Annotated in this window: 15 protein-coding genes; 8 read left to right on the top strand and 7 right to left on the bottom strand. The window is 54.0% G+C overall.

Features of this window, described 5'->3' with window-relative positions; genetic code table 11:
• Positions 1-153: 153 nt before the first annotated feature.
• Positions 154-393, bottom strand: coding sequence for a VOC family protein (locus IMCC3135_RS25845; protein ID WP_157736274.1), 240 nt, complete (start codon positions 391-393; stop codon positions 154-156).
• Between the two features lie 107 nt (positions 394-500).
• Between IMCC3135_RS25845 and IMCC3135_RS25840 the strand changes: the two genes are divergently transcribed.
• Both IMCC3135_RS25840 and IMCC3135_RS25835 read left to right on the top strand, forming a co-directional pair.
• The gene (locus tag IMCC3135_RS25840; protein WP_205737715.1) at positions 501-842 is read left to right on the top strand and encodes a LysR substrate-binding domain-containing protein; all 342 of its coding nucleotides are present in this window, start codon (positions 501-503) and stop codon (positions 840-842) included.
• A 141-nt stretch (positions 843-983) separates the two neighbouring features.
• Positions 984-2,666: an acyl-CoA synthetase gene (locus tag IMCC3135_RS25835; protein WP_088920212.1), complete on the top strand. Its 1,683-nt coding sequence runs from the start codon at positions 984-986 to the stop codon at positions 2,664-2,666.
• A gap of 77 nt (positions 2,667-2,743) precedes the next feature.
• Here the strand turns inward: IMCC3135_RS25835 and IMCC3135_RS25830 are convergent, their stop codons facing one another.
• Complete coding sequence (locus IMCC3135_RS25830; RefSeq protein WP_088920211.1) at positions 2,744-3,187, bottom strand: Dps family protein; 444 nt, start codon at positions 3,185-3,187, stop codon at positions 2,744-2,746.
• 102 nt (positions 3,188-3,289) lie between these two features.
• On the opposite strand from IMCC3135_RS25830, the gene IMCC3135_RS25825 reads away from it, so the two are divergent.
• A complete protein-coding gene (locus IMCC3135_RS25825) occupies positions 3,290-4,174 on the top strand; it encodes a hydrogen peroxide-inducible genes activator (RefSeq protein ID WP_205737714.1) in 885 nt (294 codons plus the stop codon).
• 54 nt (positions 4,175-4,228) lie between these two features.
• Here the strand turns inward: IMCC3135_RS25825 and IMCC3135_RS25820 are convergent, their stop codons facing one another.
• From IMCC3135_RS25820 to dapC, 3 genes are all read right to left on the bottom strand, one after another.
• Positions 4,229-4,654, bottom strand: a complete 426-nt coding sequence (locus IMCC3135_RS25820; protein ID WP_157736273.1) for a rhodanese-like domain-containing protein — start codon at positions 4,652-4,654, stop codon at positions 4,229-4,231.
• 253 nt (positions 4,655-4,907) lie between these two features.
• Positions 4,908-5,741, bottom strand: a complete 834-nt coding sequence (gene dapD, locus IMCC3135_RS25815) for a 2,3,4,5-tetrahydropyridine-2,6-dicarboxylate N-succinyltransferase (protein ID WP_088920208.1) — start codon at positions 5,739-5,741, stop codon at positions 4,908-4,910.
• 61 nt (positions 5,742-5,802) lie between these two features.
• Positions 5,803-6,993: a succinyldiaminopimelate transaminase gene (dapC, locus tag IMCC3135_RS25810; protein ID WP_088920207.1), complete on the bottom strand. Its 1,191-nt coding sequence runs from the start codon at positions 6,991-6,993 to the stop codon at positions 5,803-5,805.
• A gap of 41 nt (positions 6,994-7,034) precedes the next feature.
• On the opposite strand from dapC, the gene IMCC3135_RS25805 reads away from it, so the two are divergent.
• Positions 7,035-7,586 (top strand): DUF1415 domain-containing protein, encoded by a 552-nt coding sequence (locus IMCC3135_RS25805; protein ID WP_088922079.1) that lies wholly within the window; start codon positions 7,035-7,037, stop codon positions 7,584-7,586.
• A 49-nt stretch (positions 7,587-7,635) separates the two neighbouring features.
• Here the strand turns inward: IMCC3135_RS25805 and IMCC3135_RS25800 are convergent, their stop codons facing one another.
• On the bottom strand, positions 7,636-8,520 hold the full coding sequence (locus IMCC3135_RS25800; protein WP_088920206.1) for a dienelactone hydrolase family protein: 885 nt from the start codon (positions 8,518-8,520) through the stop codon (positions 7,636-7,638).
• A gap of 200 nt (positions 8,521-8,720) precedes the next feature.
• On the opposite strand from IMCC3135_RS25800, the gene hflK reads away from it, so the two are divergent.
• From hflK to IMCC3135_RS25780, 4 genes are all read left to right on the top strand, one after another.
• On the top strand, positions 8,721-9,782 hold the full coding sequence (hflK, locus tag IMCC3135_RS25795; protein ID WP_088920205.1) for an FtsH protease activity modulator HflK: 1,062 nt from the start codon (positions 8,721-8,723) through the stop codon (positions 9,780-9,782).
• The gene (hflC, locus tag IMCC3135_RS25790; protein WP_088920204.1) at positions 9,779-10,756 is read left to right on the top strand and encodes a protease modulator HflC; all 978 of its coding nucleotides are present in this window, start codon (positions 9,779-9,781) and stop codon (positions 10,754-10,756) included. Before hflK ends, hflC begins: the two co-directional genes overlap by 4 nt.
• A 12-nt stretch (positions 10,757-10,768) precedes the next feature.
• A complete protein-coding gene (locus tag IMCC3135_RS25785; RefSeq protein ID WP_088920203.1) occupies positions 10,769-12,121 on the top strand; it encodes a TAXI family TRAP transporter solute-binding subunit in 1,353 nt (450 codons plus the stop codon).
• Between the two features lie 135 nt (positions 12,122-12,256).
• Positions 12,257-12,439 carry a hypothetical protein gene (locus IMCC3135_RS25780; protein WP_088920202.1) on the top strand — a complete coding sequence of 61 codons (183 nt, stop codon included), beginning with the start codon at positions 12,257-12,259 and terminating at the stop codon, positions 12,437-12,439.
• 3 nt (positions 12,440-12,442) lie between these two features.
• Here the strand turns inward: IMCC3135_RS25780 and IMCC3135_RS25775 are convergent, their stop codons facing one another.
• A complete protein-coding gene (locus tag IMCC3135_RS25775) occupies positions 12,443-13,462 on the bottom strand; it encodes a LacI family DNA-binding transcriptional regulator (protein ID WP_088920201.1) in 1,020 nt (339 codons plus the stop codon).
• Positions 13,463-13,486: the final 24 nt, after the last annotated feature.

The following is a 13,486-nucleotide window of genomic DNA, read 5'->3' as shown; positions in this document are numbered from 1 at the left end:
ATACATACCGTGCTACCTTTCTGGTTCACTGGTCGATATCCCGATTGTTCAAATCAGGAGACGCCGTAGTTCGATTACAGTGAAAAAGCAAGGCATATTCCAGCAAGTACGAAAGTGTAACGGTAGAGCGAATTCAACAGGTATTCATGGAGTTCATTCCAGGCGAATGTTGCCGGGGATATGGCACATCATGTGACTCAAGCCGCTTTCGCCCAGTGCTTCGGGAGCGAACTCGATCGTCACATCGTCACGCTTTTCCAGTTCTGCAGCCAGGCTTGCCAAGGCATCGGCTGATCCGACGCGCAGCGCCAGATGGTGCAGTCCGATATTGCCGCGACGATCAAAAGGGATTGCCGTGGCGGCGTTCTGCGCCTGCCACAAGGTGATCATCACGGTGCCATCACTGACAAATACAGCCGGGTAGTCCGGCTTGCCGCCGACGACAGAGAATCCTTGATGACATCGAACAGGCAGAGCGCACCGCCCGGGGTGAGTTCCAGGTGCCGCAGGGCGAGCTGGTCATTACCACCCCCGTGGTTTTTGGTCGTTTGCATCTGCTACCTATCATTGTGGAGTTCCTGCAGCTCTACCCAGCCATCTCGATTCGTCTGGTACAAGCCGACCGAGTCATGCATCTGCTGGATGATCATGTCGATGTGGCCTTGCGTATTGGTGAGCTGCCCGACAGTCGCTTGGTGGCGGTACGCCTGGGTCAGGTTGATCGTCTCATTTGCGCCAGTCCCCGGTATCTGGAACAACAGGGAACCCCGAGCTGTCTGGAGGATCTGGCAGAACCCATCCCATCCATCTGGTGTACACGCATCAGGGGGTTGTGCCATTGAAGCTCAGGGCCTTCATCGATTTTGTAAAACCTCGACTTCGAGAGCGTTCCTATCAGGTTGATTGATTGACCGCGCTTGCCGCGAGACATAAGATCGAGCCATGGCTGGCTGTTCCCTGTACCCACTGGAGATATACGTCTGATGTCCGATTATCAACCGACCGTACCCGCAGCGTTTCAGCCAGGCGATGGCGATACCCCTCTGGCAGCCAACCGGGCCAATTATACTCCGCTGTCGCCACTGAGCTTTATTCGGCGCAGTGCCGAGGTCTATCCGGAGCGTCTGGCCTTGATTCATGGCGAACGTCGGCTCACCTGGAGCGAGACGTATCAGCGTAGCGTCAATGGTGCTGCCCGACTGGCAGCTTGTGGCATCCGAGCTGGCGACGTGGTCGCGGTTATTGCACCCAATATTCCGGCACTGTACGAATTGCATTTTGCTGCTCCCATGGCTGGTGGCATTCTCAATGCCATCAACACGCGCCTGGAAGCCGCCACCGTGAGGCAGATTCTGGAACACGGTGGGGCCAGAATACTGTTTGTTGACCGCGACTCCACAACGCTGGTCCGCGAGGCATTGATGGGGTTAGCCAATCCGCCCTTGCTGATTGCCATCGATGATGTCGAGGCGAGTGGCGAGCCCATAGTCCCTACTGACTACGAACAGTTCATTGATCCCGGCTTCGATAGTAACCAGCTACCGGCTATCGACGCTGATTGGCGATGGAGTCTGCCCGCCGACGAATGGCAATCCATCTCGCTGAATTACACCTCCGGTACAACCGGCAACCCCAAGGGCGTTGTCTACCATCATCGAGGTGCAACGCTCAATGCGCTGTCCAATATCACAGGCTGGCACATGGGGCCACACCCGGTTTATCTGTGGACACTGCCGATGTTCCATTGCAATGGTTGGTGCTTTCCCTGGTCACTGGCTGCCAATGCAGGGACCAGTGTCTGTGCCCGCAACATAACCGCAGAGACAATCTACGGCAGCATCGATGCCCATGGTGTAACGCACTTTTGCGGCGCGCCGATCATCCTGAATTTCATCATCAACGCAGACCCTGCCGTGGTGCGTCCCATGCCGCATACGGTCAACATCATGACCGCCGCTGCACCGCCGCCGGCCAGTGTGTTGTCTCGCATCGAGGCACTCGGCTTCCATGTCACTCATACCTACGGACTGACAGAGGTCTATGGGCCTGCAGTCATGTGCGCCTGGAAACCTGAATGGGATGCGTTGCCGGACGCCGAACGTGCGCGTCTGAAATCGCGTCAAGGGGTACGTTATCAGGTTCTGGATGAGCTGGACGTTCTAGATCCCGAGACCATGCAAGCCGTACCACGAGATGGCAAGACCATTGGCGAGGTCATGTTCCGCGGCAATATCGTCATGCGTGGCTACTTCCGCAATCCTCAAGCTAATGAAGAGGCTTTCCGAGGTGGCTGGTTTCACAGCGGGGATCTGGCCGTCATGGACCCTGATGGCTACCTGCGTATTCTGGATCGCTCCAAGGACATCATTATCTCGGGTGGCGAGAATATTTCATCAATCGAAATCGAGGACACTCTTTTCGCTCATCCCTCTGTACTCGAAGCGGCCGTTGCTGCCAGACCCGATGAGAAATGGGGAGAAACTCCGTGCGCCTTCGTGACGTTGAAAAACGGGCAGCAGGCCACGGAGCAGGATCTGATCGACTGGTGCCGTGAGCATCTTGCACACTTCAAGTGCCCGAAAAGCATCGTCTTTCGCGAACTTCCGAAGACATCCACCGGCAAGATCCAGAAATTCCAGCTGCGCGAGTGGGCGAAAGAGCTCTAGCTGACTGACCGGGAAACAAGCTGATTATTTGCCTGTTTCCTGATTGACCCACCAATCCATGGTTTGGGAAAAACGCTTCATTTCTGACCGGCTTTGAGCATCCAGAGCGTCTTTTCGTGAACTTGCAACCGATCTGTCAACAAGCCTGCGCTCACCTCGTCTGCCTCCTCTGCTGCTTGACTGATCGCTTGTCGAAGCGTGTCAGCAATCGTCTGATGAGAAGCAATGATGTTGGAAACCATGTCATCAGCAGATTGCGCTGGTGATGCCTCCTCACCGGCGTAGGACATCATCTGCGCTACGGATGCCGGGGCGTAGGCGCCAAGTGCACGGATGCGTTCCGCGATCTCATCCAGTGCTTCTGATAACTCCGTGTACTGCTCTTCAAACATCTCGTGCAGCTGACGGAACCGGGCTCCTTCAACGTTCCAGTGATAGCTCTGGCTTTGAAAATACAGACTGAAAGTCTGTCCCAACACCTGCCGCAAGTTTTCGATGGTCTTCTGATTTGTTCTGTTCATGTCTCTCTCCCTTTGTTTGAGTGGTCAATATATGGTAGAAACACTAATCAGGGAAATTGATAATTTATTAATTGGTAATTGATTTAATCTATAATGATAACGTTGCAGCAACTCAGATTTCTTACGGCTCTGGCCGGTACGCTTAACTTCTCCAGAGCAGCAGAGCTGGTTTTCGTCACACAACCCACGTTGAGCTCGGGCATCAAGGAGCTGGAAGAGCGGCTGGGTGTGGCACTGGTTGAGCGCACTCGGCATAGTGTATTGTTCACGCCGATTGGTCTTGAGATTGTGGAACGGGCCAAGGATTTGCTCGGTCGAGCAGGTGAGATTGAAAGCCTTGCCAGATCTCATGCAAATCCCGAAGAGGGGAAGTTCACCCTGGGATCCATTCCCACCGTCGGTCCCTATCTGGTGCCCGCAGCACTGCCCGTGATCCGCAAGTGCTTTCCAGATCTCAGCCTTTACCTGCGTGAGGAGATGACGGAGAGCCTTGTTGATGGGGTCAGTTCAGGGCGATTGGATATGGCGCTGATTGCATTGCCGTTTGATATCGCGAACCTGGAATACGCTGAACTGTTTAACGATGGTTATCAGCTGGCCATTGCGAAATCGAGGAACAAAAAGGCTGCCCGACAGGTTCGCGATTCCATTTTCAGTGGCCGAAGTCTGATGTTGCTGGAGACCGGGCATTGCCTGCAGCGGCATGCTCTGGCGGCCTTTCCCGAGCAAGATCTGTCACTGGATGAGAGTTTTGCTGCCACCAGTCTGGCAACACTGGTAGCCATGGTGTCAGAAGGTCTGGGCGTCACCCTTTTGCCAGAACTGGCGATCAAGGCAGGCCTGGCTGAGAATGCACAGATCGATCTGGTGCCACTACCTGATGCTTGCCCGCGAACCGTCGTTCTGGCCTGGCGCAAGACTTCTCCACACAAACAACTGTTCAGAACGATCGCGCAGATCCTGAAGGGGGCGCAGAGTGCGGTTTGAGTGCCTCTGCGTCGACGATTAGTGGTTGCTGATCTGGCAACCACTGGGCAAAAGCTACTCAGGGGTGACGGTTTTGCCGCCCTTGTCTTTCCAGTCAATGATGCCGTCGGTAACATTGTAGACGCGAGCATAGCCTTGCTGCTCACTCAGCCACTGACTGACCTTCTCGGATCTGTTGCCTGATCGACAGATAATAATGACAGGCTCATCAGATTTTACGATTGAATCAAGACTCTTCAGCCACTTTTCAGAGCTGTAGTTGCCCCGCTTATCAAAAAACGTCAGTAGATGGCTCTTGTCTATGACACCGGTATCCTGCCATTCATCGACGCGTCGTATATCAACAATGGGGATGCCCTGATCGAGCAGTGCCTGTAGCGCCTCATTATCGATATCGACAACCTCAGCATGCGCGATGCTGCCAAAAAACAAGAGGAATACGGTAAAGCAGTGAATGAGTCGAGTTTTTGTTGCAAGCATGTTGTATCGCTCCTTTGATGGTGCTGAACCGTTGCTCGTGAAAAGTTCAGCAATGGCGGATTCTTTTTTTGACAAGTCGGTGAGTTGCAATCGACTCTATTTGATGCCTTCCGCCTCGAAGCGTGCTTGGATACGTTCCTGTATCTTTGGCGCCAGTGTTTGGCCAAATTGTTGGCCTGATAGCTCGCAAAGCACACACGGTTTCAACGCAGGAGCGAAAATAAAGTGTGTGCCTTGCAGGTTTACTGCTTATTCAGTCAGCCAGACGCAGCAGTTCATTGATACCTGTTTTGCTGCGAGTCTTCTCGTCAACGCGCTTCACGATGACAGCGCAATACAGGCTGTACTTGCCGTTGTCTGAAGGCAGATTGCCGGAGACAACTACTGATCCTGCGGGGATGCGACCATAAGTGACTTCATCACGCTCACGATCATAGATGCGTGTGCTTTGGCCGATATAGACGCCCATGGAAATCACAGAGCCTGCTTCAACGATCACACCTTCAACTACCTCTGAGCGTGCACCGATAAAACAGTTGTCTTCGATGATGGTGGGGGAGGCCTGCAGCGGCTCAAGCACGCCACCGATACCAACACCACCAGACAGATGAACGTTCTTGCCAATCTGCGCGCAAGAACCGACGGTGGCCCAGGTATCAACCATGGTGCCGGAGTCTACATAGGCACCGATGTTGACATAGGAAGGCATCAGTACCGTGTTAGGGGCTATGAAACTGCCTCTTCTGGCCATGGCAGGCGGGACGACGCGCACGCCACCCGCTGCAAATTCCTCTGCGCTCATGTCAGTGAATTTGCCGGGGACCTTGTCATAGAACTGTGTGAAACCACCGGCTGAGATAGGTGCATTGTCGCGCAGGCGGAAAGACAACAGTACCGCCTTCTTCAACCATTCGTTGACTTTCCACTGGCCGACAACGCCTTGTGGCTCGGCTACCCGTTCTTTGCCAGAGTCCAGCAGTGCGATAGCTTGTTCGACGGCTTTGCCAATTTCGCCACCGGCTTGTGCGGTGGTGACGTCAGCTCGGTTTTCCCAGGCATCATTGATGATGCTTTCAAGTTCGCTCATTGAATAGGTTCTCGGTAGTGATGGTCAGAGGTGAAAGGTCTAAGGGATTGTTTCACGATCCCTAAAGGCACTGAATGATTCTTTGTGCCGCGATGATGCAATCGTCCAGCGGTGCAACCAGTGCCAGACGTAGATGATTGGTGCCCGGATTATAGTTGTCCTGCCCCGGAGCTCTTGCCAGATAGCTGCCGGGAACGGCCCGTACATTGAACTCTGCCAACAGGCGCTGTGTGAAAATCTGATCGTCGACGGGAAGCTCAGGCCACAGGTAGAAGCCTGCAGGTGGTGTGCTGACATTCAGGGCAGGGCTGAGAATGTCGATCACAGCCTCATACTTCTGGTCATAGGCTGTTCGGTTTGCCTGTACATGCTCCTCATCGCTCCAGGCAGCAATGCTTGCATGCTGAACAAATCCTGACATGGAACAGCCTTGATAGGTTCGGTATTCTACAAAGCGTCTGATCAGTTCCGCATCACCGGCTACAAACCCCGAGCGCAGTCCGGGCAAGTTGGAGCGTTTGGATAAGCTGTGGAAGACCAGGCAACGATCGAAGCTGTCCAGTCCCATGGATTTTGCGGCTTGCAGCAATCCGCAGGGAGGGCCGCTGGCCTCGCGATAGATTTCGCTGTAGCACTCATCGCTGATGATGATGAAGTCATGTTCCTGCGCTTTGGCGATAAGCCGCTGCAGGCCGGCTTCGGAGCTGACTGCACCGGTCGGGTTGCCGGGCGTGCAGATGTAGATCATCTGGCATCGGGCGAACTGTTCATCGGTGATAGCGTCGATATTGGCATCGGCATTTTCGTCGATGGCATAAAATTCAGGTGTGCACCCGGCCAGTAGTGCCGCCCCTTCATAGATCTGATAGAACGGGTTGGGCATCAGTACGAGTCGGTCGCGCTGGGTTCTGTCCAGCACGCACTGGGCAATGGCGTACAGGCCTTCGCGCGTGCCGTTGACGGGCAGTATGTGTTGTTCTGCCAGCTTCTCGGGATTGTCCAGTCCGTAGCGTTGACACAACCACGCCGCAATGCCCTGGCGCAGCTCATCAATGCCGCGGGTGCTCGGATAATTCTCAACGGTGCGTGCAGCTTGCTGCATGGCATCGAGAACAAATTGTGGGGCAGGGTGCCTGGGCTCACCCACAGACAAGGACACCAGGGGCACGTCGGCTGGCGTAATGCCATCGAGCAAGGCCCGCAGTTTCTCGAAGGGGTAAGGTTGTAGCAAGTCGAGTTCAGGATTTGTCATTGAGATATTATACCGTCAGACCTGCACCCAACGAGCCTGACTTGAACACCAACCTACCAATAGTTGATCCGATTGCTGCCATCGAGCACTGGCTCGATGCCATGGTGATTGGTCAGAATCTTTGTCCGTTTGCCAGTTCGGCGCGTCGCAAGGGGCTGGTCAGGATCGTAGTGGCCGATACTGACAGTGAGGCACAATGCCTGCAGCAGCTGGCAGATGAGGCTAATCGGCTGGAAACAATAGAGGGTGATGCCACTACGCTTTTTGTATTGCCTCGGGGGTTTGAGGATTTTGACGACTATCTTGACTTGCTGGCAGTGGCCGATGCATTGATGGAAGATCTTGATTTTGAAGGAATTCTGCAGTTGGCCAGCTTTCACCCGGATTACCAGTTCGATGGCACAGACTACGATGATGTCAGCAACTGGACCAATCGCTCACCACTACCGATATTACATCTGTTGAAAGAGGATGCTGTGTCGCGCGCGGTGGATGCGCATCCGGATCCCGAGGGTATTCCGGCGCGTAACGTCGAAAAACTCGAGCAACTGGGCTTGGCGGGTATTCTGCAGATTCTGAATAGCGGTGATTGAGCTCCCCGGCAAGTTGCCGGAGAACCACTGATAACAGACAGTTGGTGATCTACGCCAGATGCTGTTTGAAAAACTCCACACTTCGGGTTTGGGCCAGTTCGGCTTGAGTCTCGTTGTAGCGAGGCGTGGAGTTGTTATGAAAACCATGTTTGGTTTCCGGGTAGAGATTGCGGACAAAGGATTTGTCGCCCTGAGTCAGCGCGGTCTCGAAATCCGGCCACATGGCATTGATCCGTTCATCATCGGCCGCTGACTGAATCATCAGTGGCGCGCTGATGCTGGCAACGGAGTCGCTATCCGGCGCTGCACCATAGTAGGGCACTCCGGCTTGCAGATCATCGCCCATTTCTACCGCAAGGAAGTTGGTGGTACCACCACCCCAGCAGAAGCCTACCGAGCCGAGTTTGCCGTTGGATTGCTCGTGAGTCTTCACGAAGCGGGCACTGTTGAGCATGTCGGTTTTCAGTTTGGTCTGATCAAGACTTTGTTGTAACACCTTGCCGTCATCATCGTTGCCTGGGTAGCCGCCAACGGGTGACAGACCATCGGGTGCCAGAGCCAGAAATCCTTCAATGGCAAAACGTCGTGCAACATCTTCGATATAAGGGTTCAGGCCGCGATTTTCATGAATGACGATGATCGCGGGATGAGGGCCGGGAGTGCTGGGTTGTACGAGGTAGCCACGCATTTCACCGGAGGTGCCGCCGGGTGAATCGTAATCCACGTAGGTGGCTTTGATCCGTTCGTCGGTAAAGGAAATAGTCTGTGCCTGGGCGTAGCGGGGCAGGAGTGACTGAGCCATGGCGAGGCCGGATACACCAGCGATAGTCATGGCTGCGGCTCTTTGCAGAAAGTCCCGGCGGGTCATGCCGCTGTGGCAGTACTCATCGTACAGGTCGTATATACGCTTATCGATATTGGCGGGTTCTGTCATGGCTATATCCCTGTCTGAGGTTGATTGGAGGGGCTGCTGGCCAGTCACGTACTGAAGTTGGTCGAACAAATATACAACAGGCCCTTAATAGGGTTGCTGACAAAGCAGGAAAGTTCAACGGCATCAAGTAATCAGATTCCCCGATTTGCGAGCATTCTCGTCGCAGACGTCTATGCTTGGGTGTTGCGGGAGGGGTTTTTATGGCGGGTAATGACGCACTGGACAATTTTCTGAAACAACTCAAGGGGGCTCGAGCCAGTAGTAGTAACGGTTCGGGTGGCGCCAATGTTTCGCGTGGAGCCTTTGGTAGTGGCCGAGGCGGCAAGGGGAGTTTCTTCGGTGGCCTGGGGGTGATTGGTCTGATGGTCTTGGCCATGATTGCCTTCACCGCCTCCTACACCGTGCCCAGTGATTCTGTTGGCATCGTGCAGCGTTTTGGTAAATATGTCGCTGAACAGAGCCCCGGATTACATTTCAAATTGCCTCTGGGAGCGGACTCGGTCACCATTTTGCCGGTCAAGCGCCAGCTGAAGCAGGAGTTTGGCTTTGCCAGTTCCGGGGCCAATAATCCCAGTCAATCCCAGCCCGATGTGGCCGCTCAGGCACAGATGGTAACCGGTGATCTGAATGCAGCCTTGGTCGAATGGGTTGTGCAATACCGTATTGCCGAACCACGCAAATACTTGTTTGATGTCAGGAACCCGGCAGAGACCCTGCGTGATCTGTCCGAGTCGGTGATGCGCGAAGTGGTGGGTGATCGCACGGTGGATGAGGTCATTACCATCGGTCGACAGGAAATAGAATCAGAAGCACTGACCAATATGCAGGAGCTGGTGGCCCAGTACGAGATCGGTGTGAGCATCGATCAGGTGCAATTGAAGAATATCAACCCGCCACAGCCGGTGCAGGAATCATTCAATGAAGTGAATCAGGCACAGCAAGAGAAGGAGAGTCTGATCAATGCAGCGCGGCGTGAATACAACAAGGTGATACCGCTGGCAGAAGGTGAGAAGGATCAGCGGATTCGTGCGGCTGATGGCTATCGCCTCAAGCGAATCAACGAGGCAGAAGGTGATGCTGCACGCTTCAACGCGGTCCTGGTCGAATACAGCAAAGCGCCTGAAGTGACGCGCCGACGTATCTATATCGAGACTCTGCAGGACGTATTACCAGGATTGGACAGCAAGATCATTGTCGATGAACAGGCGCAGCAGATTCTGCCTCTGATGCATCTGAACGCGGCCAAGGAGTCATTGAAATGAAAATTACCTCCATCATTCTTGGCATCATTGTCGTCGCCGCTTTACTGGTTGTTTCGGGAGCGCTGTATACCGTTGATGAAACCAAGCAGGTCATCATCACGCAATTCGGCAAGCCGGTGGGTGACCCGAAGACTGAAGCGGGTCTGAAGTTCAAGATCCCTTTTATCCAGCAAGTGAATCCGGTCGACAAGCGCATTCTGGAATGGGATGGCCAGCCGAGCAATATGCCAACCAAAGACAAGCTCTACATTGCGGTCGACCTGTTCGCACGCTGGCGCATTGTTGATCCATTGCAGTATTTTCTGCGCCTCCGGGATGAACGTAGTGCACAGTCACGACTCGACGATATCCTGGGCAGTGAGACACGTAACGCGGTGGCCCGGCATGAGTTGATAGAACTGGTCAGGACCACCAAGGGGCGAGAGCCTTTACGGGATGCCTCGTTGTCCGAAGCCGACCTGGATACCCTGGGTGGACTGGTACCCATGAGTAAGGGAAGGGCCCTGGTTGAGGAAGAAATTTATGCCGCTGCGGCCCCCAAGGTTGAAGTGTTTGGTATCGAATTGACGGACATTCGCTTCAAGCGTGTCAATTACAACGAAAGCGTACGGCCCAAGATCTACGATCGGATGATCAGTGAGCGGCGGCAGATTGCTGAACGATTTCGTTCTGAAGGTAATGGTGAGGCAGCTCGCATCAACGGAAACAGAGAGCGCGAACTGAACCGAATTCGTTCGGAAGCCTATCGTGAAGTCGAGGAGATTCGGGGTGATGCCGATGCCAAGGCGACGGAGATCTATGCCAAGGCCTATAACCAGTCGGACGAGTCTGTGGACTTCTATGAATTCCAGAAGACCATGGATATGTACCGAACGGTGCTGGATGATAATTCGACCTTGATCATGTCCACGTCCAGCGAAGCCTTTGAGTATCTGAAGTCGATGAACCCTGCCGACGGTGAAGACAGCCCATAAGTTACAGTTACTATGTCTAATCAGGAAAAAAACCCCGCTAAAATTGACGGTCGCAAACGATTCAAACGTCGAATGAAAACCTTGCTGCCCAGTCTGGGGGTTTATGGTGGCACCGCCTTGCTGGTGGCTGCCGCCCTCTGGGTGACTTACCAGTTCGTTGAACCGGCACCGCCGGACACGCTGGTTATGGCCAGCGGTAGTCCGGATGGGGCCTATCATGCGTTTGCCTTGAAGCTGGCTGATGAGTTCTCGAAAGAAGGTGTCACTCTTGAGCTGCGTGAGAGCGCAGGTTCAGTTGAGAACCTGGCATTGCTGGACTCGGATGATAAGGTTCAGGTGGCCTTTCTGCAGTCCGGTATTGCCAACTCAGCTGACTATCCGAAACTGCGTGGACTGGCGAGTGTCGATTTCGAACCCTTGTGGTTGTTCTCCAGTCAGCAGACTAGATTGCGCAGTATCGGTGAGCTTGCCGGTCTGCGAGTGGCTGTGGGGGCTGAGGGTAGTGGTACTCGGCACGTTGCCTTGCAGTTACTTGCTGACAATGATTTGCGCGAACCCGCGGTGACCTTGCTGCCATTGTCGGGTGGCCGTGCCGTGGATGCTCTTGCGGAGGGCAGCATTGATGCTGTGTTGACGGTGTCGTCAGTCAACGCACCGATGGTCCAGACACTGTTGCAGGACCCCCTCATTCAGCTCATGAGTGTTGCACGGGCTGAGGCTTATGAGCGTCGCAATAAATGGTTTTCACACCTGACACTACCGCGTGGCGTTATTGACCTTGCCGATGATCGGCCTTCGGAAGACATTCAGCTGATCTCGGTTGCCGCCACACTGGTTGCCAGCAGTGAACTGCATCCTGCTCTGGGTGATCTGATGATGCGGGCGGCAGCCAAGGTGGCGCAACGGGATACACTGTTTTCCAGGGCGGAAAGATTTCCTTCGCCAGATTTTCTGGATTTTCCGCTCAGTGCAGATGCTGAGCGGTACTACAAGTATGGCGTGCCATTCCTGTTACGCTATCTGCCTTTCTGGGCAGCCAATCTGGTGGATCGACTCAAGCTGCTGGCACTGCCACTGTTGGCCTTGTTGCTGCCATTGTCGAGGATGCTACCGCCAGCCTATCGCTGGACTGTTCGCAAGAAAGTGTTTCGCTGGTATGAAGAGGTACAGGCTATCGACCAATCCGCCTCGGAGGATAGCTCGCCGGCTGCCCTCAAGCGTTGTCTGGCTGAGCTTGCGCGTATCGAGGATGAGGCACGAGAAATTGAGGTTCCCCTGGGTTACGCGCATGAATTATATGCACTGCGTCAGCATGTGGATTTACTGATACAGCAGATTGAACGGCGCCAGGCTCGTGGCGCGTAATATTCCTGAATATTGCCTGGATTCTGAAGCAGGGCATTTCAGTCTTGTGCTGAGCGTGGTAGTCTGAAGATTCGTCGAATAAGCTAAATGCAAGCAAATGCTTGCGCACTCAGAAGTTCAAGGGGGTACTAGGTTATGGAAATGACGAAGATCGCCGAATATGCGCGCGTGCTCTATGAGAGGCACGGTAACGAGGCTGAAGTAGAGGCCGCGCAGAAAGCCAGGCAATTCGAGGAGGCGGGGAACAGCGAAGAGGCTGAGCGTTGGCGCGCTGTTCGAACGGCCATCAATGAGATGCGGGGACCGCACGAAAGCTGATTGTCACGAAGGTGGCGGAGCAAGTGACTCTCGGAAAATGATCTCTGTTTCGAACTCGATGCTGGCAGGTTTGTTGTCAGTCGTTAATAGTTCCAGCAAGAGTCTGGCGGCTGATCGCCCCATGCGTCTTTGTGGAACTCGAACGGTCGTCAGTGTGGGGTAGACGGTTGTTGCAATGTCTATATCGTCAAAGCCGGTGATCGAGACGTCCCGGGGAATGGCTATACCCAATTGTCTGGCTCGTACGATAGCGCCAGCTGCCAGTACATCATTGCCGCAGATAATGGCTGTAGGCACAGTCGGCTTGTGCATCAAATTGGCGAATGCATCGCCACCCTTTGTTTGAGAATAGGGCGTTTGCATGACTTTCAACAGTTTTGCTGGCGAGCCAAAGTCCCTGATTGCCTGCTTTACACCTTTGATGCGATTGCTGGCTCGATCATTTCCTTCAGAAATGCCTGCAATCATGGCGATTTTTCGATGGCCCTGTCTCAAGACTTCCATGGTCATTCCATAGGCTGCCTTGTGGTTGTCAAAGCCTGCAAACAGGATTTTCGGGTCCGGTTTATAGCACCAGGAGACGACGTAGGGTATTTGGCGAAGCGCTAGAAACTCTCGGGTTTCGGGCAATCGAGCTGCGCCTATCAGTAAGAGCCCATCAGCGCCATGAGTGATCAGTGACTGTATCTGGCTGAATTCATGTTTGCCGTCATAGCCGGTGCTTGCCACCAATAAGGTGACACCTGCGATAGCAAGCTCCTCTTGAAATGATTGCAGGCCGCTGGCAAACATGGCGTTAGCCATGGTTGGAATGATGGCACCTACCGTGTTGCTGCGATTCGATGCTAGTGCCCGACCGCCGGAGTGGGGTGTGTAGCCCAGTTCTCTGATGGCGTTCAGAATGCGAAGACGAGTTTCCGGTGCCACTTTGTCGGGGGTGTTGATTGCACGGGATATGGTCGCCGTTGAAGCATTGGCAACACGAGCAACATCTTCGAGAGTCGGGTTGACTGGTTTTTTCATGGTTGTCTGGTTCAGGGCACTGCG

Origin of the sequence: Granulosicoccus antarcticus IMCC3135 (assembly GCF_002215215.1) — a bacterium.
In the GTDB taxonomy this organism is placed as follows: Bacteria; Pseudomonadota; Gammaproteobacteria; order Granulosicoccales; family Granulosicoccaceae; genus Granulosicoccus; species Granulosicoccus antarcticus.
This window is presented reverse-complemented; position numbering and strand designations above follow the sequence as displayed.

Coding starts and splice junctions, on each gene's coding strand:
- IMCC3135_RS25780 (WP_088920202.1), top strand. CDS start 12,257: ATGGAAATGACGAAGATCGCCGAATATGCGCGCGTGCTCTATGAGAGG.
- IMCC3135_RS25830 (WP_088920211.1), bottom strand. CDS start 3,187: ATGAACAGAACAAATCAGAAGACCATCGAAAACTTGCGGCAGGTGTTG.
- hflK (WP_088920205.1), top strand. CDS start 8,721: ATGGCGGGTAATGACGCACTGGACAATTTTCTGAAACAACTCAAGGGG.
- IMCC3135_RS25775 (WP_088920201.1), bottom strand. CDS start 13,462: ATGAAAAAACCAGTCAACCCGACTCTCGAAGATGTTGCTCGTGTTGCC.
- IMCC3135_RS25800 (WP_088920206.1), bottom strand. CDS start 8,520: ATGACAGAACCCGCCAATATCGATAAGCGTATATACGACCTGTACGAT.
- IMCC3135_RS25835 (WP_088920212.1), top strand. CDS start 984: ATGTCCGATTATCAACCGACCGTACCCGCAGCGTTTCAGCCAGGCGAT.
- dapD (WP_088920208.1), bottom strand. CDS start 5,741: ATGAGCGAACTTGAAAGCATCATCAATGATGCCTGGGAAAACCGAGCT.
- IMCC3135_RS25820 (WP_157736273.1), bottom strand. CDS start 4,654: ATGCTTGCAACAAAAACTCGACTCATTCACTGCTTTACCGTATTCCTC.
- hflC (WP_088920204.1), top strand. CDS start 9,779: ATGAAAATTACCTCCATCATTCTTGGCATCATTGTCGTCGCCGCTTTA.
- IMCC3135_RS25785 (WP_088920203.1), top strand. CDS start 10,769: ATGTCTAATCAGGAAAAAAACCCCGCTAAAATTGACGGTCGCAAACGA.
- dapC (WP_088920207.1), bottom strand. CDS start 6,993: ATGACAAATCCTGAACTCGACTTGCTACAACCTTACCCCTTCGAGAAA.